General features: G+C 36.6%; 14 protein-coding genes. All 14 read left to right on the plus strand.

The window, feature by feature from the left end:
* Positions 1-17 precede the first annotated feature (17 nt).
* The 14 genes from EV196_RS10415 to EV196_RS10475 all read left to right on the plus strand — a co-directional run bounded on the left by EV196_RS10415 (position 18) and on the right by EV196_RS10475 (position 22,546).
* Entirely contained in the window at positions 18-2,516 is a 2,499-nt protein-coding gene (locus tag EV196_RS10415; RefSeq protein WP_132217695.1) for a glycoside hydrolase family 95 protein, read from the plus strand.
* 7 nt (positions 2,517-2,523) lie between these two features.
* Positions 2,524-4,323, plus strand: a complete 1,800-nt coding sequence (locus EV196_RS10420; protein WP_132217696.1) for a sulfatase-like hydrolase/transferase — start codon at positions 2,524-2,526, stop codon at positions 4,321-4,323.
* A gap of 54 nt (positions 4,324-4,377) precedes the next feature.
* Positions 4,378-6,354, plus strand: coding sequence for an SGNH/GDSL hydrolase family protein (locus EV196_RS10425; RefSeq protein WP_132217697.1), 1,977 nt, complete (start codon positions 4,378-4,380; stop codon positions 6,352-6,354).
* A 6-nt stretch (positions 6,355-6,360) separates the two neighbouring features.
* Positions 6,361-7,989, plus strand: a complete 1,629-nt coding sequence (locus tag EV196_RS10430) for a glycoside hydrolase family 172 protein (protein ID WP_132217698.1) — start codon at positions 6,361-6,363, stop codon at positions 7,987-7,989.
* A gap of 11 nt (positions 7,990-8,000) precedes the next feature.
* Positions 8,001-9,566, plus strand: coding sequence for a sulfatase-like hydrolase/transferase (locus tag EV196_RS10435; protein WP_207902850.1), 1,566 nt, complete (start codon positions 8,001-8,003; stop codon positions 9,564-9,566).
* Between the two features lie 62 nt (positions 9,567-9,628).
* On the plus strand, positions 9,629-12,274 hold the full coding sequence (locus EV196_RS10440) for a glycoside hydrolase family 31 protein (protein WP_132217699.1): 2,646 nt from the start codon (positions 9,629-9,631) through the stop codon (positions 12,272-12,274).
* A gap of 36 nt (positions 12,275-12,310) precedes the next feature.
* The gene (locus tag EV196_RS10445) at positions 12,311-13,756 is read left to right on the plus strand and encodes a sulfatase (protein ID WP_207902851.1); all 1,446 of its coding nucleotides are present in this window, start codon (positions 12,311-12,313) and stop codon (positions 13,754-13,756) included.
* A gap of 19 nt (positions 13,757-13,775) precedes the next feature.
* Positions 13,776-15,128: a family 43 glycosylhydrolase gene (locus EV196_RS10450; protein WP_132217700.1), complete on the plus strand. Its 1,353-nt coding sequence runs from the start codon at positions 13,776-13,778 to the stop codon at positions 15,126-15,128.
* Positions 15,129-15,162: 34 nt separating this feature from the next.
* Positions 15,163-16,491 carry a glycosyl hydrolase family 28 protein gene (locus tag EV196_RS10455; RefSeq protein WP_132217701.1) on the plus strand — a complete coding sequence of 443 codons (1,329 nt, stop codon included), beginning with the start codon at positions 15,163-15,165 and terminating at the stop codon, positions 16,489-16,491.
* A gap of 27 nt (positions 16,492-16,518) precedes the next feature.
* A complete protein-coding gene (locus EV196_RS20225) occupies positions 16,519-16,653 on the plus strand; it encodes a hypothetical protein (protein ID WP_262711337.1) in 135 nt (44 codons plus the stop codon).
* A gap of 19 nt (positions 16,654-16,672) precedes the next feature.
* Entirely contained in the window at positions 16,673-18,079 is a 1,407-nt protein-coding gene (locus EV196_RS10460; protein WP_132217702.1) for a right-handed parallel beta-helix repeat-containing protein, read from the plus strand.
* Between the two features lie 153 nt (positions 18,080-18,232).
* A complete protein-coding gene (locus EV196_RS10465; RefSeq protein WP_207902852.1) occupies positions 18,233-19,456 on the plus strand; it encodes a hypothetical protein in 1,224 nt (407 codons plus the stop codon).
* A gap of 58 nt (positions 19,457-19,514) precedes the next feature.
* Positions 19,515-20,885 carry a hypothetical protein gene (locus EV196_RS10470; protein WP_132217704.1) on the plus strand — a complete coding sequence of 457 codons (1,371 nt, stop codon included), beginning with the start codon at positions 19,515-19,517 and terminating at the stop codon, positions 20,883-20,885.
* Positions 20,886-20,911: 26 nt separating this feature from the next.
* Positions 20,912-22,546, plus strand: coding sequence for a GH39 family glycosyl hydrolase (locus EV196_RS10475; RefSeq protein ID WP_132217705.1), 1,635 nt, complete (start codon positions 20,912-20,914; stop codon positions 22,544-22,546).
* Positions 22,547-22,581: the final 35 nt, after the last annotated feature.

A 22,581-nucleotide genomic window follows, 5' to 3' on the forward strand; every position in this document is an offset into this window, starting at 1 on the left:
AATTGAAAAAGAAACAGATGAAACACGTATTAAGCATTTTTGTTGTAGTATTATTAGGGCTCGTAAATAGCCATGCACAAGAAAAGGAAGATCTTGTACTTTGGTATGATGCCCCAGCAGCCGATTGGAACGAAGCACTTCCCTTAGGGAATGGTCGTTTAGGAGCCATGGTTTATGGCATTCCAGAGCATGAAAACATTCAATTGAATGAAGGTACACTTTGGGCAGGTGGCCCACATAGAAACGATAATCCGAATGCAAAAGGATCACTTTCAGAAATTAGAAAACTGCTTTTTGATGGTAAATACTCCGAAGCTCATAAGTTAGCTAATGATAAATTCATTTCTGAAACTTCAGCAGGAATGCCTTATGAAACCGTTGGGAATTTGCGTTTAAATTTTTTAGATCATAAAAATTTCACGAATTACTATAGAGAATTAGATATTGAAAGCGCTATTAATTCTACATCGTATACTGTTAATGGGGTTAATTTTAAACGTGAGATATTCACTTCGTTTCCAGATCAAGTGATTGTTATTAAAATAACGGCTGATAAAAAGAAAAAAATTAATTTTTCAGCAACTATGGATCGTCCAGAACCAGCAAAAGTTACTGTTTCTACAGAAAACAATAATATACTGAAAATGGTTGGTTTGAGTAGTGATAATTTAAATAAAAGGCTTAAAAGTAAAGTGCCAATTAAAGGGCAAGTGGAGTTTCAATCGCGTGTAAAAATTGTTCCAGAAGGTGGAAAATTAACTTCAACTAACAATTCATTAACCGTAACAAAAGCAAATAGTGTAACGATTTACGTTTCCATAGCTACCAACTTTGTTAGTTATAATGATATTTCTGCAAACCCACATAAAAAGGCAACGGATTATATTACAGCTGCGGAAAAGAAACCGTATACTCAATTACGAAAAGACCATATATCATTTTATCAAACGTATTTTAATAGAGTATCTCTTAATTTGGGAAAAACGAATGCTGTTAAGAAACCAACGGATGTTAGAATAAAAGAATTTAGCACCAATTTTGATCCATCTTTGGCGGCTTTATATTTTCAATTTGGGCGTTATTTATTAATTTCTTCTTCACAACCAGGAGGGCAAGCTGCCAATTTACAAGGTATTTGGAATAACGAATTAACACCACCTTGGAAAAGTGCTTATACCGTAAACATTAATACTGAAATGAATTATTGGCCAGCAGAGGTAACGAACCTTTCTGAAATGCACGAGCCATTAATTGAATTGGTAAAAGATTTGTCGGTTACAGGAAAAGAAACAGCCCAAGTCATGTACGGAGCCGATGGTTGGGTAACCCACCATAACACCGATTTATGGCGTATCGCAGGACCCGTTGATGGTGCTACTTGGGGTATGTGGACCATGGGCGGTACATGGTTAAGTCAGCATTTATGGGATAAATTCATGTTTAATGGCGATTTAAATTATTTAAAAACAGTATATCCAGCCATGAAAGGTGCAGCAGAATTCGCCTTATCCTTTTTAACTGAAGAGCCAGAAAATGGATGGTTGGTTATTTCGCCGTCAATTTCTCCAGAACATGGTCCAAAAGGACGTCCTAACATGGTAAACATAGAAACGAGTACGACTATGGATAACCAGTTGGTTTTCGATATTTTAACAAAAACAGCCGAGGCTGCCAAATTACTTAATTTAGATGCAGACCTAATTGAGAAGATAAATAATACACTTCCTAAATTGCCTCCTATGCAAGTTGGTAAACACAACCAATTACAAGAATGGATGCAAGATGTGGATGACCCTGAAGACGATCACCGTCACGTATCACATTTATATGGTTTATATCCTTCAAACCTAATTTCACCTTACAGAAATCCTGAATTATTTCAAGGTGCTGAAAATACACTAATCCAAAGAGGTGATCCTTCAACAGGATGGTCCATGAACTGGAAAATTAACTTATGGGCACGTTTGTTAGATGGAAATCATGCTTATAAAATGATGGGTGACCAAATTAAATTAGTAGGCAGACCAGATTCTCCTAAAGGAGGCGGAACTTATGCAAATATGTTAGACGCACATCCACCATTTCAAATTGATGGAAATTTCGGATTTACTTCAGGTTTAACCGAAATGATGCTACAAAGTCATGATGGTGCAATTCAATTAATTCCAGCACTTCCAGATGTTTGGAAAGATGGCGCAGTTACCGGTTTACGTGCTAGAGGAGGTTTTGAAATTTCATCTATGGAATGGGAAAATGGCGAAATAGTCAAAGTGGTTATAAAATCGAATATAGGTGGCAACTGTCGTGTTCGTTCTTATAATGAACTTACTTCTAAAGAAGGTAACTCTTTAAAAATTGCTACAGGAGATAATGAAAATCCGTTTTATCAAACGCCTAATATCAAAACTCCATTGATTTCTGATAAAGCTACTTTAAAAGAATTTAAAGCGCCTAAAAGTTATTTGTATGATATCCCTACTACTAAAGGGCAAATAATTGTTTTAATTAAAAAATAAATTAAATATGAAATATTTTCTTTTTTTGTTTTGTATAGGATTTAATGCTGTGACTATTTATGCACAATCATCAAGCAAACCAAATGTTATTTTTGTGATGCCCGATGATATTAGCCACAGTTCTTTTACATACTACAAAGCAAATGCACCAAAAACACCAAATATTAGTAAGTTCGCTGAAGAGTCCGTTCGTTTAACAGATTTTCATGTGTCACCAAGTTGTTCTCCTACGCGTGCTGCACTTTTAACAGGGCGACCAAGTGATGTAGTAGGTGTATGGCATACTATCAACGGACGCAATATGTTACGGGCTGATGAAATTACCATGGCCGATATTTTTAAAGCCAATGGCTATGCTACAGGCTTGTTTTTTAAATGGCATTTGGGTGATAATTATCCGTTTCGTCCTAAAGACAGAGGATTTGAACATGTATCTTGGATTCAAGGTGGCGGAACAGGTCAGCAGCCAGATTATTGGGGAAATACCAACCAGAGTGCTAGTATGTGGGTAGATGATAAATTAGTTGAAATGACTGATGAAGATGATGGCATTGAAGGAGCATTTACCACTAATTTCTTTATGAATCGCACCATGGATTTTATAGATGAAAATATTAAAAAGAATAAACCATTCTTTGCCTATGTGCCATTAGGTACGGCTCATTCTCCACATGTTTTACCACCCGATGCTCGGGAAGGTGTAAGCGCTAAAACGGGAACCATAGAAAACATAGACAAGAATTTTGGTCGATTACTTCAGTTTTTAGAAGACAAAGGAATAGCAGATAATACCATAGTTGTTTTCACGACAGATAATGGTGATGGAGGCTATCTGCGAGGGGGAAAAGGCTCTAATTATGATGGTGGTACCAGAGTGCCATGTTTTGTTAGATGGCCTAATGGAAACCTAGGCGGTAAAGGTAATGCAAAAGACGTAGAACCTTTAACGGCACACATTGATTGGCTGCCAACTTTTATGGATATTTTAAATTTAAAAGATGTTGAAAACCGACCAGAAAAACTAAAAATTCGTGGACGTAGCTTTAAGCCATTTTTAGATGACGATACTTCAAACGACCCGGTAGATTATAAAAACAGATCGGTCACTATCAATGATATGTGGACCGAGTTTCCTGAAAAGTATAAAAAACTATCAGTAAAAAAGGATGATTGGAATGGTGATGTGATACAACATAAATGGCGTTTGGTTAGAACAAGTGCAACATCAGATTGGGAATTATATGATGTGCTTGTTGATATGAAACAAGAAAATAATATTATTTCAAACCCAGAATATAACGAGATCGTTGCTGAATTAAAAGAGGAATATGAAAAATGGTTTCAGCTTGTTGAAGAACGTTCTAGTGAATACACAAGAATTATTATAGGTAATAAAGCAGAGCCTAAAACGGTGCTTCATGCACACGATTTCCATGGAACGCAAATATGGGATCAGGGAAGTGTTAAAAAAGGAGCTACAGGCAGTGGTTTTATAGCTATAGAATTTGATAAGTCTGGAGCATATAAATTTGATCTTCGACGTTGGCCAAAAGAAATTGAAGGTGAAACGACCTTAACCTCTGCTGGTTCTGGTAAAGCTCTGAATATAGCAAGCGCTCGAATTAAAATTTGGAATGGAGATAAGGTATATGTTGATGAAAAGAAAAATGCCAATCCAAATGAAGATGGCGTAAACTTTACAATTAATAATTTACCTAAAGGACCCGCTTTTATTCAAACATGGTTTTATAATGAAGCAGGCGAAATGGAAGGCGCTGTTTATTACAATTATGTGCAGAAAAAATAAATGAAATCCATATTATAAAACGCTGGAAATTATTTTGATTATTAAATAACAATAATGAAATACAACTGTAAATTCCTATATGCTATTATTATAATGTTCACTTTTTTAATAAAGGCGAACACTATGAATGCGCAGAATATTAGAGGTGAGGCAGTTAAATCAACTTGGAAAGGCTTTAAACGCATCAATTTTAAATGGGGAGGAAAAGAAGCTTTTTTAACGCGTCCTGAAAAACCATTACCAGGAAATCCCTGGTTGTGGCGAGCACGTTTTCCCGATTATCATGCGGAGATCGATAGTATGCTTTTATCCAAAGGATTTCATGTAGCTTATATAAATACCGATAATCAATTTGGAAGCCCAAAAGCTGTTGAAGTTTGGAATAAGTTTTACGATTATCTTACAACTACCTATAAATTACAAGATAAAGTGGCTTTGCATGGGCACAGTCGTGGAGGCTTATTTATCTACAATTGGGCAAAACAAAATGCGGAGAAGATAGCTTGTATTTATGGGGATGCTGTAGTGTGCGATTTTAAAAGTTGGCCAGCAGGTTTTGGTATAAGTGAAGGGAGTAAAAAAGATTGGGAGGTTTTAAAAACAGAATATGGTTTTAAATCAGATGAAGAAGCCAAAGCATACAAAAACAATCCTATAGATAATTTAGATGCCTTGGTAAAAGCAGGAGTTCCTATTTTGCATACAATTAGTTTAAAAGATGGCGTGGTACCTCCCGATGAGAATTCATTAAAACTAGTGAATAATTATATTCATTTAGGTGGAACAGCAACGGTCTCGCCTTGTAGTTCGGGTATTCAAAAGTCAAAAGGGCATCATTATGATATTGATAACCCTAATATGGTGGCCGATTTTATCATGAAACATAGTACCGAAAATGGACCTTTGAATTCTTCAGCATACCATCAAATGCGAACTGGTTTACAAAATAGCCACATTCAATTTCAGCGGAATAAAAAAGGACGTGTTGCTTTTCTTGGTGGTTCGATTACGCATAACAGGGGTTGGAGAGATAGTATTTGTAACTACTTAAAAAACAAATTTCCTGGAACGGAATTTGAATTTATTGCAGCAGGTATTCCATCTATGGGAACAACTCCTGCGGCATTTCGATTAGAACGCGATGTATTATCTAAAGGAAAAATTGACTTATTGTTTGAAGAAGCCGCAGTAAATGATGCTGGAAATGGCAGAACTACAACGGAACAAATTAGAGCCATGGAAGGCATTGTTAGGCATATGCGAAAATCCAATCCTGAAGTTGATATTGTGATGATGCATTTTGTAGATCCTGATAAAATGGAATTGTACAGAGCGGGAAAAGAACCAGAAGTTATTACCAATCACAACCGTGTTGCAGAACATTACGGAATTCCAACTATTAATTTAGCATTGGAAGTAACCGAACGTATTGACCATGATGAATTTACTTGGAAGGATGATTTTAAGAATTTACACCCTTCACCTTTTGGACAAGGGGTTTATGCGCATTCCATGATTCAGTTTTTAGAGAATACTTTTGCGGGCCATCTAGATAATGATGATAAAATAATAGCGCGAAACTTACCAAATCCATTAGATGCATTTAATTATGAAAACGGTGTTTTGTTGGATATTAAAAGTATAAAATTAAGGAAAGGCTGGAAAATTGATCCCGTATGGAATCCAAAAGATGGTAAAAAAACCAGACCTAATTATGTCAATGTTCCTATGCTGATGGGTGAAACTCCAGGAAGCGCATTTAAATTTACATTTGAAGGAAATACTGTTGGAATAGCAGTTGCCGCAGGACCTGATGCTGGAATAATTGAATATAGAATAGATAAAGGAGAGTGGCAAAAACAAAACCTTTTTACCAAATGGAGTACATCGCTTCATTTACCATGGTATTATACCTTGGCAAGTGGTTTAGAAAATAAAAAACATATTTTAGAGTTGAAAATTTTTAACGAAAAATATGAACAAAGTACGGGGTATGCCTGTAGAATTCGTTATGTTTATGTAAACAAATAATATTATATGAAATCAATTTTAAGCACTATTTTTTTAGTTTTTACACTTTTGGCGTCGGCTCAAAATGTTGAGAAAATAACGATTGAATCTTTATTAAACGACATGGTTGATAGAGATGCTGTGGCGCGTTTCCCAAAAACAAATTTTAGATTAAAACAGGAAAGTAGTTATAATAGAGCTTCTAAAACACCAAATGATACCGTGGGATGGTTTAATAATCATGATTATAATAATAAGGATACCGACCATAATTTTATTAGGACGGAGGAAAAAAACGGACAAAAAGAGTGGGTATTGATGGATCATGTGGGACCCGGTGCTATTGTACGTACGTGGATGCCTTTTTTAAGTGCAGACAAGCCCAATACTGATATTAATATTAAAATATATTTAGATGGAAGTTCGGAGCCAGTTTTGGAAGGCAACATGTTAGGATTGCTTGATGGTACGGGATTAATTCCATATCCGTTTGCGCATCAATCACTGCGTTCGTCGGTTTCTTTTTTCCCAATTCCATATGCTAAAAGTTGTAAAATAACTACGGATGCGATGCCTTTTTTTTATCAATTTACATATAGAGCTTACGATGATTACACACCTATAAAAACCTTTACAAAAGAAGATTTTAACAAAGCAATTCCTTTAACCCAGAAGATAGGAGAATTATTGTTAGAACCTAAAAACACAGTTGAGGGTGAACAAGTTTCATTCACAGCTAAATTAGCCTCTAAAAAAGAAAAATCCATAGAATTGCCAAAAGGAAATGCTGCCATTAGAGAACTAAACTTAAAGTTAAGCGATTATAAAAATATAGAAGTAACACGTACAGTAATCTTAAAAATAGAGTTTGATGGGGAACAAACAGTTTGGTGTCCTATTGGCGATTTTTTCGGTAGTGGTATTGGATTGAATCCGCATCAAGGATGGGATATGGTGGTAAGTGATGATGGTACTATGACTTCTAAATGGGTGATGCCTTATCAAAAATCAGGAAAAATATCAGTGGTGAATTTAGGAAAAAAATCAGTAAAAGTGGACTTAAAAGCCACGGTTGGCGAATGGCAATGGGATAGCGAAAGCATGTATTTTAATGCCGCATGGCGCGGACAATATCCAGTAGCTACAAGACCTTTTTCAGATTGGAATTACGTGACGCTTAAAGGTCGCGGTGTATATGTAGGCGATGCTTTAACCGTTATGAACCCAGTTGAAAAATGGTGGGGAGAAGGTGATGAAAAAATTTGGATAGATGGTGAAGATTTTCCATCCATTTTTGGAACTGGTACCGAAGATTATTATGCCTATTCCTGGGGTGGTAGAAGTACCGAATTTTATGAACACCCTTTTCACGCACAACCTAGTTCTTATGTCTACAATAAGTTAAACCCTAAAACCACCAACGAAAAAAACACAATGGGTTATAGTACAGAAATAAGAAGCCGATCGCTAGACATTATGCCGTTCGGTAGTTCTTTACAACTAGATATGGAAATCTGGAGTTGGACCGATTGCGAAATGGGCTATGGTGTTGGTATGTATTGGTATGGTGATAAACAAACCACATCAAACAGAACTCCAGACGAAAAAGAGTCTTTAAATGTACCACCATTACCAAAAGAATTTCCTAAAAAATAAGATTATAATTTATGAAACGTACCATGAGAAGTTCTAAAGTTAGTTTGTTTGTTTTGGTTTTCATACTCGTTGGATGTAAATCAAAAGCAATACAAACTAAAGAAATATCTGAGAGTAAAAACAAGAAGCCCAATATCATCTTTTTAATGACCGACGACCAACGTTGGGATAATATGGGGTGTTACGGTAAACCTGAATTCAATACCCCTAATATTGATAAGTTGGCAGAACAAGGGGTTACATTCGATAAGGCTTTTTACGCAGTAGCTATTTGTATGCCTAGTCGTGTAACCATGATGACGGGTCGTTATAATTCAAACCATAAAGTAGGGTTTGTAGCGCCAGAAGACTATACCTTATCACAAGCCGATTTTGCCAAAAGTTATCCAGCCATTCTTAAAAATGCAGGATATCGCACGGGTTTTATTGGCAAAGTAGGATTCACGGTTACAGAGGAAGCTACACGCCCGAGCATGCCTAACAATCAACTTTATAAAAAATATATGGGCGGGGTTTTCGATTTCTTTGTGGGAACTGAAACACACGATAGAGATGGCATGATTACATGGCCAGAAAATGATGAAGTTTTACAAAACATTTACAAAGAAGGGAGACAAAACTCAGGCAGAACTTTAAGAACAGGGGAAGCTATGATGCATTTTATTGATACGCAACCAGCAAACCAACCCTTTTGTTTATCAGTGAGTTTTTATGCGGTGAAGCATGATAATAATAACGATATGTTCATGCCACATTTTGAGCAATTTAAAGAGCATGATTTTTCAGTTCCAGAAAATTGGGTGGAGGGTGATAATCCTGTTTTACCAGATGTCGTAAAAGAAAATGCGCGTGGGGTATATTTACATCGTCAGCGTTCATCTACTCCCGAAATGTATCAAAGACTCGTGCGCCGTTTTGCGACTCAAGGGTATAGTGTGGATGAACAAGTTGGGTTTTTAGTTGAGAAATTAAAAGCTAAAGGATTGTTGGAAAACACCATCATTATTTATACGAGTGATAACGGACGTTTTCAAGGATCGCATGGCTTATTCGATAAATGTTTATTATATGAAGAGTCTATAAAAGCACCACTTATTGTTTATGATGGACGTGTTGAAGCATCAAAACAAGAACGTCGAGAAAATGCACTCATATCTTCTGTAGATATGGCTCCAACCATAGTGTCTATGGCAGGTTTACAACCACCAGCAAGCATGCAAGGTCGTGATATTACCGGTGTTTTAAATCAAACAGAAGATCTATCCAAATGGCGCGATGCCGTTTTTATGGAAGATTTGTTTTTAGTGGCTATGTTTAACAAACGAAATAATAAGAATGTTGATGAAATCAATCAAAATTTAATAGACACTAATAAATCGTATCGCAGTAGAGGGGTGCGTACAGACCGTTGGAAATACATTGTTTACTACGAACATACCCCAAGAATCGAGGAGTTATATGATGTAAATAACGATCCCATGGAACAGAATAATTTGGCGAATAATCCAGAGCATCTCGATATTCTTAAGAAGTTAAGAAATCAAACTGAATCATTATATCAAAAGGCGATTCAATAAAATGGAAATTGGTGTTTTCTGAATAATAAATATAGAGTAGATTAAAAAAATAAAAATAGGTTATGCAAAATTTTAAAAAAGCTTCGTTTTTCAGTTTGTTCGTTCTGACTTTGTTCGTGGTTGGATGTCAATCAAAATTTATACACAAGTTTGAAAAATCAGACCATGGTCTTACAATTCATCAAGATAGCACCATCATTAAAATTGAAATTGTAAATGAATCGATTATTCATGTGAATAAAATGAAGGTAGGTAGCGAGCCATCATCACTTCCAGATTATGTTACGGTGTTAGAACCACAGGATGTGGAATGGGAGTTGACAGATACTAAAGATTTGTTGACTATAAGCACCGATGCTTTAAATGTTTTTGTGAATAGTGAGGGGGTTATTGAATATAAAACGAAGGATAATAAAAATCTAGTATCAGAAACTAGCGAATTAACTTTTATTCAAACAGATACGACCAAAACACATACTGTTTCACAAGCTTTTAAAGTTGGTGATGAGGCTTTATATGGTTTGGGTCAGTACCAAAGTGGTATCATGAACTGGAAAAATGTACCTATCCGTTTGCAACAATACAATCAGGAAATAGCCATTCCGTTTTTAGTTTCTACAAAAGGATATGGTATTTATTGGCATAATTACAGTCTTACCGATTTTAATCAAACTCAAAACGAAATTCAGTTTGCTTCAACTGATTCTATTGAAACCAAAAGGGAGGAACAAGTGGTGGTGCCCGTTGGAGGTGAAAAAGAAAACGTAGCGGCTTATGCTGCCAAAGAAGCTGCAGAAAAAAATATTCGTGAAACTACTTTTACGCCAACAAAATCTGGAACATATACCTTTTTGGCGTTGAGCGATGATAACGGACGTATGCGAGGTGAGATTAAAGTAACGATAGACGGTGATGACATCATTAATTACTCAACCATCTGGATGCCTAGGAGATATTCAGGTGAAAAACAGTTGGAAGCAGGGAAAACTTATAAAGTCGTTTTTCAGAATACAGGAGCTAAGATTCCAGGGAAATTATTTTACAACGAACCGGATTATAATAAAACCGTTTTCAGTAGTACCAAAGGCAATGCGATCGATTATTATTTAGTGCAAGGAGATAATCCAGCGGAAGTTATTTCACAATATCAAAACCTAACAGGAAAAGCGCCTATGTTCGCCAAAAGTGCTTACGGTTTTTGGCAATGTCGTGAACGCTATCATGATCAAGAAGAATTATTAGTGAATGCCCGTGAAATGAGAGAACGAAAAATTCCTTTTGATAACATTGTACAAGATTGGTTTTATTGGCCAAAAGGCACCAAAGGACCAGAATGGGATCGCGCTAAATATCCCAATCCGGATGCCATGGTTGAAGAATTGACCAGATTGAACATTAAACTTATGGTTTCTGTATGGCCAGAAGTTAATAACGAGCGTTTGGAAGAAAAATACAATCTTAAAAAAATAAAAAGCAGCAACTATGTAGATATTTATGATACAGGCGTAAGCGAGCGGTTTTATCGTATGTTAAGTGATTCGATGTTTCATAAAGGCGTCAGTTCTATTTGGTTAGATGGCACCGAGCCAGAAGGCGTTAAAAATACCAAAGTAAATACGGCCGTAGGACCTTACGAGACCGTTCAAAATCCATATTCACTTTTAGTTACAAAAGCGATGTATGAGGGGAGAAGAGAAGAGTTTCCAATGCAACGCGTGTTTAATTTAACCCGTTCGGCATATTCCGGACAACAGCGTTATGGCGCAGCTTCATGGTCTGGGGACGTAGAGGCTTCTTGGGAGCAATTTTCCGAACAAATTGCTGCAGGTTTAAACTTTACCATGGCTGGTATCCCTTATTGGACACACGATATTGGTGGGTTTTTTAGAGACTCAAAATCTATTAATCCAGAATTCGATAGTCAATATACAAATCCGGAATACATTGAATTGTTAACCCGCTGGTTTCAGTTTGGTACGTTTAGTCCCATTTTCCGTATTCATGGTTATGTTTCTGAAACGGAGATTTGGCGTTACGGACAAGAGTTTGAAGATACGGCACGTAAATTTATCGATTTAAGATACCAACTAATGCCTTATATCTATTCCGAAGCTAGAAAAGTAACTACAGACGGCAAACTATTAATGGCGCCATTAGCATATCAATATCCAAACGATAAAAATACTTGGGGAATTAAAGATCAACTCCTTTTTGGGGAATCTATGATGGCGGGTTTTGTAACCGAATATCAACAACGTGAAAAAGAGATTTATTTTCCAGAAGGCGATTGGTATAATTTCTGGACAAGTGAAAAGATTGAAGGTGGTAAAAAAATATCAGTAAAAGTACCACTCAACGAAACACCGTTGTATGTGAAGGCAGGAAGCATCATACCTATGAGTCCACCGGTACAATTTACGACTCAAAGAACTGAAGATCCTATGGAAATTAGAATTTATCCCGGTAAAAATGCGGAGTATGTATTGTATGTTGATGATAATGAGTCTTATAACTATGAAAAAGGAACGTATTCCGAAGTGATTTTTACCTATTCAGAAAAGAATAAAACTCTTAAAATTAAAAAAGGAATCGACAATTACATGAATTTTAAAGATGTTAACATGTATTTTTATGTTTCTCTGGTTGGAAATGAAAAGGTTGAAGAAATCTTTTTTGATGGCGAAGATGTGAAGGTGAATTTCTATTAATTTGAAAAAAATATGATGAAGTCAAATATTTTTATTTTGATAGTATTCTGTGTCATAACAGGATGCCATTCAGGAAAAAATAATAAAACACAAGAACCAAAAACAACGGGTGTTAAAAATGTACTGCTCATATGTATTGATGACCTGAGGCCTGAATTAAACTCATTTGGTGCATCTCATATTATATCTCCAAACATAGATCATTTGGCATCTATCGGAAGGGCGTTTTCAAATCATTATGTAAATTCCCCAAGTTGTGGGCCTTCTCGGTATACCATGCTTACGGGGCAATATGGTGCTGAATATAGACGTCATTCTAACCAACCATTATTCTCACGTGCTGAGGATAGAGATAAACATCCCGATCAAATAAGCCCAAGTATGCCCGAGTGGTTTAGTAACCATGGCTTTACAACGGTGTCGGTAGGGAAAGTGTCCCATCACCCAGGTGGGCGTGGTGGCGAACATTGGGACAATGATACCATAATTGAAATGCCAAACGCATGGGATAAATATATAATGCCTGTTGGAGAATGGGAAACACCTGAAGGCGCTATGCATGGTTTAGCCAATGGAAAAGTAAGATCGCCAAATCAGCGAGATGTAATTGAAGCCTTTGATGGATCTGACACCAGTTATCCAGATGGCCTTATTGCTGAAGAAGGATTAAAACAGTTGGAAGCATTGGCTTCAGGAGATAAACCATTCTTTTTAGCAATCGGTCTGATAAAACCACATTTACCGTTTGGTGCTCCTAAAAAATATTTGGATATGTACGACAATGTTACCATTCCACCCCCAGCGCATCCAGAAAAACCAAAGGGCAAAACCACCTGGCATCCATCCAACGAATTTATGGGTTATGACCGTGGTGGAAAAGACCCAAGAGAAGACGCAGCCTTTGCTTTGGAATTAAAAAAGTATTACGCCGCCTGTGTTACTTATGCCGATAAACATGTTGGCGACATTCTTAAAAAGTTAAAGGAAACGGGAGCCGATAAAAATACCATCGTGGTTATTTGGGGCGATCATGGATGGCATTTGGGTGAACATGCCATTTGGGGAAAACATTGTCTTTTTGAAGAAGCCTTGCGTTCTCCACTGATAGTTTACGATCCAGGTATGGATAACCCAGGTGAATTTAGCAATGCCATTGTGGAATCTTTAGATATTTTTCCAACGCTATGCGAATTGAGTAAAGTCCCAATGCCAGATTTTGCGCAAGGTAGCTCGTTGGTTCCAATGATGAAAAATCCAAAATTGGAAGGACATTCCGCAGTAGCATATACCTCTGGAGCCACCACGATAAGAACGGACACCTATCGTTTTACACAACATTGCAGTGGCGATTTGGAACTTTATGATCATGATGAAAACCCATCTGAAACCGTAAATATTGCTTCTGAAAACCCCGAATTGGTTATCAAACTCAGAAAACAAATAGAAGAAAAATTAAAGGATCCCTTTAATTGTAATCCTTAAAAATTAAAAATAAAAAACAATGAAATATTTATTAACGCTTTTTATCTGCTTTTCAGGTTTGAGTTTTTCTCAAAACCCTGTCTTTACCCATGTATTTACTGCCGATCCTTCTCCGCATGTTTGGCCAGATGATCCAAATAAACTTTGGGTATATACTTCGCATGATGAGCCGGGTTCGAATAACCATTATGGAATGACGGGTTACCATGCTTTTTCTACTACCGATATGGTGAATTGGACAGACCACGGACGTATTCTACATTTAGAAAATGTAGATTGGGCTGAAAGTCATGCTTGGGCTATGGATGCAGCATACTATAGAGGTAATTATTACCTGATTTATTGTATGAAAGAAGCCGGCATCGGACTTTTTAGAACAGGCATTGCTCGTAGCGATGTTCCGCAAGGGCCATTTACAGATTTAGGCTATGTAAAAGGCGTAGAATTCGGTCAAGATCCTGCCCTTTTTATTGATGATGACGGCAAACCATATTTGTTTTGGGGACATGACAGACAATGTTATGCAGCAGAGCTGAATGCCGATTTAATGTCTATTAAACCAGAAACCTATGTGGATTTAACCAAACAACTAACCCATGTTTTCGAAGGGCCTTGGGTGCACAAACGCAAAGGAAAATACTACTTAACATACCCCGGATTAACACCAAGACGTTGGCCAGAAAAAATGTTTTATGCCGTGGCAGATAAGCCTTTAGGACCTTATGAATTTAAAGGGGTCTTCATCGACGATTTTGAGGGGCAAAGTGGAACCAACCACGGTGGTACAGTTACCTTTCAAGGGAAAGACATCATGTTTTACCACAGCGCATGGTTATCAGGTGGTTTAAGTGAAACTAGAAACGTCATGGCAGATTATTTGAATTACGATAAAAATGGAAATATCATTCCTATTTTGCCATCAAAAGAAGGCTTGGGCAATGCAAAACGTACCCGAACCACCTTACTTTTAGAGGCTGAAAACGGTTTTGCAGCAGGTGGCGAATTGTATAATGTGATTGTGGATACTTGGATAAAAGGCTACAGTGGTAAGGGTTATGTGACCAATTTTGACAATCCATACGACCATGTATCTATATTAGCGCAGGTAGCGAAGCCTGCAAAATATCGTTTTAAAGTAAGATATGCGTCGCCAGAAGGAGAATCAAATCATGATATATTAATCAATAGTCATATATATAGAGAATTTGTTTTTCCGCAATCGGATACTTTTCGTGAAATCGATTTTGGCATCGTGGATTTAAAAGAAGGCAATAATTTGGTGCGTATTTTTAAGAGAGATTGGAAACCATCGAAAGGTGATATAGCTATCGATTATATAAAACTGGAACAAGTTTTTGAAGATGAGCTATAGTTGAAAAGTATGAAACTTTCAAAAAACAGAAAATATGATAAAAGTTTTTAAAAAAGCAATTTTATTGTACAGCGTGAGCTTCCTTTTTGGATGCAATGTTTCTGCTCAAAAAGTAAAAATTTATCCCGCACCTGGTGGTATTGAATTGTCAAAGGCGTTTGTGGTTAAAGTTGAAGGACAAGAGGTACCTGTTTATAAAACAAAAATTCCGTCCGCAGAACCTATTCCTCGATTAAAACCTACGGGCGAATATGGATTTACATCTGTAGCATCTTTCGATATGAATGCAAGTGTTACTGTTTTCATAGATTGCCCTGAAAAAGTGAAGTCCGTTAAAATTTTACCAACTTCCTATGGTATCAAACCAACTTTTAAAGGAAATAAAATCACTTTTCAATTAAAAAATCCGGGTCATGTTACGGTTGAAGTAAACGGGGAATGGCACGAATCTTTACATATTTTAGCCAATCCATTTGAAGAAAACATTCCTGACCCTAACGATCCTAATGTGATTTATTTTGGTCCTGGAGTGCATGATGTAACCAACGTAACGATTTCCGATGGTCAAACAATTTACATTGCAGGAGGTGCATATTTACGTTGTGGTACACTAGATAATGAAGAAGAGATTGAAATACGAGGTCATTTAAGAAAACCACCAACTTTTATTCTTGAGGGGAAAAATGTAAGCATTCGTGGTCGCGGTATTATAGACCAGAGTACGGTACCTAAAAAGGAAAGACGATATACCATTTTAGCGCATAAAGCTGAAAATGTAACCATTGAAGGTGTTACCATTTTCGACCCAAGTCATTGGACGATTCCTATTCAAAGTTGCGATAACGTTCATGTCGATAATATAAAAATTATAGGATGGAGAGGAAATGCTGATGGTGTTGATATTACAAGCAGTAGGGACGTTTTGGTGGAAAACTGTTTTATGAGAACCTTTGATGATGCCGTTGTTATTAAATCTTTTGGAGGCTATGGTGAAGTGAAAAATGTTCATACTCGAAAATGTGTGGTTTGGAATGAATTAGCACATTCTTTAAGTATTGGTGCCGAAGTACATGAAAACATCAGTTATGTGCTTTTTGAAGATTGTGATGTGATCCATGATGTGGGAAGAGAAACAGCTTTGAGAGTCTATCATTGTGATGATGCAGTGATTAGCAACGTCACTTTTGATAACATTAGAATTGAAGAAGCACGTCGATTGATTTCTTGTTGGATTGGAAAAACCAGATGGACAGAAACAGAAGAGCGCGGCCATATTAAAAACGTCATTTTTAAAAATATTGTAGCAACCTCAGCGCCTATTGATACGACACTTACAGGGTTTCAAGATGGTACCGATTGGTAACCCTATATTATTAAAGATCATGCAAGTATGGAGTTGGTAGGGTTTGATGAGGAACACTTGGTTGAAAATATAGTGTTTGACAATGTAGTGCTTGATGGTAAAAAAGTAGAGGCAAAACAGGTGACCTCAAACGAGTTTGTTAAAAATGTTCAATTTAAATAACTAATAGAAAAATTAAAAAATGAATAAGCAAATATTAATGGTGTTTTCGGTTTTGTTACTGTTTTTTTCATGTCGAGCGCAATCGACAGCCAATCAGAAAACAATTATTGAGGTAAATACCCTATCCGAATTTAAAAATTATTTGAATCAGGATAACGTCCATGTTAAGCTCAAAGCAGGAAATAATCAAATTGATGATGCTCAAAAAATTAGGTTTATAGAAATCACTAGTAATAATTCCTATTATGATTTAAGAGATGTCCGGTTTATGGTTGATACTAAGTTGTTTAGTCGTGATGATTTAATTAAAAGTAATGACGGAAATAGTATGTATTGCGCCATAGAAATCTCTGGAAAAAATACAACGCTTGAGGGTTTATATATTGAGACTTATGGCGATACACCGGGCAGACAAAGCAAAAATAAAATTTTTAACATCGTAGGAGAAGATGTGACTTTAAAAGATGTCGAAGTGCGAACGACAGGTTCAAGTCCATGGGGTTATGGGTATTTGTACGGTTTAGGTGGCAACGATGTTCGAAAGATGAATGGTATTCGCGTTGGCTATCCGGCAAAAAACGTAAAATTACTCGGTTGTAAAGTCCACATGCGGGCCATGGGTCATGCTATTTTTTTACAAGGAGCTGAAAACACGTTGATTGAAAACTGTCAGGTTGATGGCTTGCTTCGTACTACCGACGCTATGCTTGCCGAAACGTCAGGCTACGGTTTCGATAAAAAGTTTTATGCGGGTAAAGGCAATTATATAGAAGGCACCATAGTGGCCGAAGATGGTAAAATTTTGCCGGGAGAAATCATATCGCTTAGTGAGGATGGCATCCGTATGTACCCAGACTACAAGGGCCATGAAACGAAAAATACCACCGTAAAGAATTGTACGGTTACACAAATGCGACGCGGGATATGTACGGGGTTGAGCACTTCAGGAGACATGGTAATTGACTGTGTGGTGCGCGACTGTGTGGCAACAGGCTACAACGTGGGAAATGAAGATACTTTAATTAATTGCAGTGCCGATGCTAAATATGGAGAAGCCTTTTGTATTCCCTACACCAATGCCAAAAATGCTAAGGTAGAAATGACCATTTTAGATAGCAGGCATGGAATAGCCAATAATTTACTAGCAAAAATAAATGGCACGGGGCACCAAGTGGTAATCAAAACCAAGTCGTCGGAATATATTCCAGATAGTATGTTTATTAAGTTGTCGGTTTGGGAAGGTTATGGCAATTTTAATGAAAAGGCAACCATGCACGCTACGGAAATTAAACTAGATAATCAAACGGAAACAGAGGTAATAACATTCAATGGGACTGAGAATTTAGACGTAAAAAGTGTTGGAAAAGTACGTGAAGCTACCGATTCAGAAAATGTTATAAATGAAAGTAATCGAACCAAGCGTTAAGGAGTAAAATACGTAAAATTTATGAATATAAAATTTAGTCTATTATTAGTTTGTGCAGTATTTATTAGTAATGTTATCGAAGCTAAAGAAATAAAAATCAGCTCAATTGAAGAATTGGCAAAATATGCTGCGGAAAGTGGTAATACTATTAACATGGCACCGGGAGTTTATAAATTGACAGATTATTTGACCTTAGACGTCATTAATGCGCGTCGTAACAGTAAGGAATTTCAGTATATCATTTTTAGTGGAAGTAATAATGTTTTTAATCTAAATGGAGTAGAAATCGAGTTGGATACAGAGATTCGAACCTTATTAAATCCGCCGATACATTCCGATGAATTTTTAGTAACTGGATCAAATAATTCCTTTTTAGGGTTAACAATAAGATGTATTGGCGAAGGTATTTCCCCTGGAGGTACGGTACTTAAGGTTGCTGGAGAAGTAAATATTCTTAAAGACATCACCTTACATGTGTCAGGATCTTATCCTTACGGATATGGAGATTTATTTGGAAAAGGAAAGCAAAAAGAAACGACCGTAAAACACCAAAAACATAGTGGACTTTTAGTTACGGGAAACAAGACTAAACTATACGGCTGTAAGGTGTTTAGTCGCTCTTTTGGACACTGTTTCTTTATTCAACAAAATCCTAAAAATGTGTATTTCGAGAACTGTTATGCAGAAGGGGAAGTACGTACCACCGATGCGGTTTTGGCAGAAACATCAGGTCCTGCATTTGATGTGAATTTTAAAACATGGACTCAAAATCGTGAAGGCGCATATGTGGTGACTCCTGGTTATATGAAATCGCTTTGCGAAGATGGTTTTCGGACTTATGGAAAATGCGAAAACATAACATTCAAGAATTGTACGGCTAAAAATACGCGTGCAGGATTTGAACTTCGCTTTAATGACAGTGCGCGCCTAGAAAATTGCACAACAATTGGAACAGAACGTGGTTATTGGATTGGCGATAATACCGTTCTTATCAATTCTAAGGGAGATGCCAATTATGGTCCAATATTGTTTGTTGAAGGTAGTCATGTAAATGTAGAATTGACTGTTGATACAGCAGAATCAGATCGATTGGTTCATTCCTTAATGACAGTTTTTGGGGATAATAATAAAATAGTCTTGAAAGCCGCAGACGGAAAAAAGAGAACGCAGGAACTCCCTATCTTGATTGGTTATACGCCGCCTTTACACGGAGAGTCTATGTCCCCTTATAATGAAGCCGAAGTTAGTGGTTTAAACTTGAAAAATGAAATAGGGATGCCTATAAGCATAGGTAAAATGGCAAAAAGCAGCACGATTGAAACCAATGGAAAGATTATTGAGAATAAAGGGGAAAATATTGAAGTAGTAAAAAGATAGTCCACTTCTAAAATTTAAAAAATTGATATAAATACCAAAAAAATTTAAAAAATAATTTATGAATAAGCGACAAATACCTTTGATTTTTGGATTCCTGTTTATCTGCAATTTTATTCATGCAACGGATATAAAAATCAACTCATTAAACGAGCTGGCAAAATATGCAGCGGAAAGTGGTAACACCATTATCATGGCGCCGGGAGTCTATCAAATGGAAGATTATTTAACCGCCGATGTGGTTCGAAATACAAAACCAGATGAGATTCGTAGATATGCTATGATTAAGTTCAGTGGAAACAATAATATTTTTGATTTTACCGGGGTTACCATAGAGGTCAACACCAAACTGTTAAGTGTTTTTAAATCCCGTGTGAGTGAATTTTATGTATCAGGAAATAATGTTCACATTAAAGGTTTAACGGTTACAGATATAGGAAATCATCCAACATTCAGTGGAGGGCATTCATTTACGGTTGCCGGAGATGATGTAAGAATTGAAAAAGTAACTTTATATGTCAGCGGTTCTTCGCCTTATGGTTATGGTGATTTGTTAGGAAAAGGCGATGCGAATCTTGCCACGTTAAAAAAACACAGTGGCATGTGTATAGAAGGGTTGAATGATACGATTATTGATTGCGCTATTTATTCCAAAGCCTTCGGACATTTGTTTTTTGTACAAGGCGGACGAAATGTGCTTTTTGAAAATTGCTATGCTGAAGGTGTGATAAGAACTACCGATAAAATGCTTGCAGAAACCTCTGGTCTTGCTTACGATGTAAATTTTGCAGCGGTATATAAAAATTATGAAGGGAAAAAGATAATTACACCAGGTTACACGAAATCGATGAATGAATGCGGTTTTCGTATGTACGGAAAAGGTGGGGTAAAAGGCATTACAACAGGAGCAGTAACTGCCATAAATTGCAAAGCGAAAAACACCCGCATCGGTTTTGCTTTCGGAAAAGTTACAGATGATATTTTGATAAAAGATAGTGAAGCCGTTGGTTGCGAAGTGGGGTATTATCTTACCGGTGTTAAAGTTGAAAACAGCCGAGGCGATATGGTAAATGGACCATTATTATATGTTACTAAGGGAGAAGTTTCTGATGTAGAATTAGCCTTGATTTCTAATGATTCTAAAACCACAGTACATCTACTTGCTGGTATTGCAGGTGAAAATCATAAAGTGACAATCAAAAAAGAGGGAGACTTAACTAAAGGTAAGGTGCTTCCAATAAAAATAGGAACCACTTCGCCCACAGCAAATAACGGATTTTCTCCGTTAGGAAAAGCGCCTACTTCGGGGATTCTTTTAACAAACTTAACGGGCATGCCTGTGGAATTGAATGCGGTTTCAAGTTCGTGTAAAATAATCACGAATGGGGAGGTTACTGATAAAGGAATTAATAACGAGATAGTTAAAAACTAATTATTATAAAAAAAAAATAATAGAATATGAAAAAAGTATTAATACTGCTGCTTGTAATAGCACAAGTAAAAACAGGTTTTGCACAAAATATTTCTGTAAATGCAAAAGAAAAAGGCGAAAAATTCGAACACTTTTGGAGTAAAAGTGTCGGAGCAGGTCGCGCGAACGAAGGGTTACGTGCAGGTTGGTTAGAGCAATTAGAAAAAGTGCAGGATGAATGTGGCTTTGAATTTGTGAGGTTCCACGGAATCTTTCACGATGATATGTTTCCTGTTTTTGAAAAAGATGGCAAGTACACCTATAACTGGCAATACATCGATGATTTGTTCGACAGAATGTTAGATTTAAATGTGAAACCATTTGTAGAATTGGCATTTTTACCAACACCATTGGCAGCCGAAAATAGCAAGACTCAATTTTGGTGGAAAGCTAATATTACTCCAGACGAGTCTAAATACGGTGAATGGCACAATTTGGTAAAAGCGTTTACACAGCACTGTGTTGACCGTTACGGAATTGACGAGGTACTTACATGGTATTTTGAGGTTTGGAACGAGCCAAACTTACACTACGGGTTTTTTGATGGCACAAAATCTCAGTATTTTGAATTGTACAAACAATCTGTAAAGGCGGTACGTTCTGTCGATAATCGTTTAAAAGTTGGAGGTCCATCAAGTAGTAACTTTGTGGCAGATGGTCGATATGATGGAGAAGTTGAAAGCCGAAGTGGCGATTTAATCACATTTACCGCAGATAATATTAACGATTTAGAATGGAAAGGTGCTTGGATAGAAGATTTTTTAAAATATTGTACAAAAGAAAAGTTACCTGTAGATTTTGTGTCTACACACCCCTATCCAACAGATTATCCTTTTAATCCAACAACGGGGAAAGGAAAAGATTTTTCACGTAATGTAAATTCAACCAAAACAGACATGGAGTGGTTAAACAGCGTGATAAAGAAAAGTGCTTATCCTAATGCTGAAATCCATTTAACAGAATGGAATACAAGTCCGAATAGTAGAGATGCCATGCACGACTTTTTACCACCCGCAGCTTATATTACTAAGGTGAATTTAGACTGTATTGGGTTAGCCAATTCTTTAGCATTTTGGACATTTACCGATATTTTTGAAGAAAAGGGAGGCGGAGAAAGTATATTCCATGGTGGTTTTGGAATGATTAATTATCAAGGTTTGGTAAAACCATCGTATCATGCCTACAGAATGTTGCATCATTTGGGAGATGAAAAATTGTTTAAAAACGATTACTTATTTGTAAGTCGTAAATCAGGAAACGGAAAAGTTATTGCTTTGGCATATAATTATCCTGAAGACCATTACAATGCAGTTCCTGCTAGTATTAAAAAGATAGATAAATATGAGCAAGGTGCTACCCGTCAATTAAAAATGGAACTTACCAATTTAAAACCGGGAACGCAGTTTAAATTAGAAACCTTGGATAAAGATCATGGTAATATTTACAATTACTGGGAAAAAATGGGTAAACCAGAGCCACCAACACGCGAGCAAATTAAGGTAATGAAGCAGTTTGCTGAAAATTTAAAAACTGAAATTTTCACAGTTGGGAAAGATGGTAAATTTACTGTCAATCGTGAAATGTGTCCGTGGAGTTTGGTGCTTATCGAACAGATTAATTAAACTCTTTTAATTATTAATAAAAATTGTTAAAATAC

The organism is Mariniflexile fucanivorans, from assembly GCF_004341235.1.
GTDB lineage: Bacteria > Bacteroidota > Bacteroidia > Flavobacteriales > Flavobacteriaceae > Mariniflexile > Mariniflexile fucanivorans.

What these genes read in the sequence shown, in the direction of transcription:
- EV196_RS10425 (WP_132217697.1), top strand. Translation starts at nt 4,378, where the DNA reads ATGAAATACAACTGTAAATTCCTATATGCTATTATTATAATGTTCACT.
- EV196_RS10460 (WP_132217702.1), top strand. Translation starts at nt 16,673, where the DNA reads ATGAATAAGCAAATATTAATGGTGTTTTCGGTTTTGTTACTGTTTTTT.
- EV196_RS10465 (WP_207902852.1), top strand. Translation starts at nt 18,233, where the DNA reads ATGGCACCGGGAGTTTATAAATTGACAGATTATTTGACCTTAGACGTC.
- EV196_RS10450 (WP_132217700.1), top strand. Translation starts at nt 13,776, where the DNA reads ATGAAATATTTATTAACGCTTTTTATCTGCTTTTCAGGTTTGAGTTTT.
- EV196_RS10430 (WP_132217698.1), top strand. Translation starts at nt 6,361, where the DNA reads ATGAAATCAATTTTAAGCACTATTTTTTTAGTTTTTACACTTTTGGCG.
- EV196_RS10470 (WP_132217704.1), top strand. Translation starts at nt 19,515, where the DNA reads ATGAATAAGCGACAAATACCTTTGATTTTTGGATTCCTGTTTATCTGC.
- EV196_RS10415 (WP_132217695.1), top strand. Translation starts at nt 18, where the DNA reads ATGAAACACGTATTAAGCATTTTTGTTGTAGTATTATTAGGGCTCGTA.
- EV196_RS20225 (WP_262711337.1), top strand. Translation starts at nt 16,519, where the DNA reads ATGGAGTTGGTAGGGTTTGATGAGGAACACTTGGTTGAAAATATAGTG.
- EV196_RS10475 (WP_132217705.1), top strand. Translation starts at nt 20,912, where the DNA reads ATGAAAAAAGTATTAATACTGCTGCTTGTAATAGCACAAGTAAAAACA.
- EV196_RS10420 (WP_132217696.1), top strand. Translation starts at nt 2,524, where the DNA reads ATGAAATATTTTCTTTTTTTGTTTTGTATAGGATTTAATGCTGTGACT.
- EV196_RS10440 (WP_132217699.1), top strand. Translation starts at nt 9,629, where the DNA reads ATGCAAAATTTTAAAAAAGCTTCGTTTTTCAGTTTGTTCGTTCTGACT.
- EV196_RS10435 (WP_207902850.1), top strand. Translation starts at nt 8,001, where the DNA reads ATGAAACGTACCATGAGAAGTTCTAAAGTTAGTTTGTTTGTTTTGGTT.
- EV196_RS10455 (WP_132217701.1), top strand. Translation starts at nt 15,163, where the DNA reads ATGATAAAAGTTTTTAAAAAAGCAATTTTATTGTACAGCGTGAGCTTC.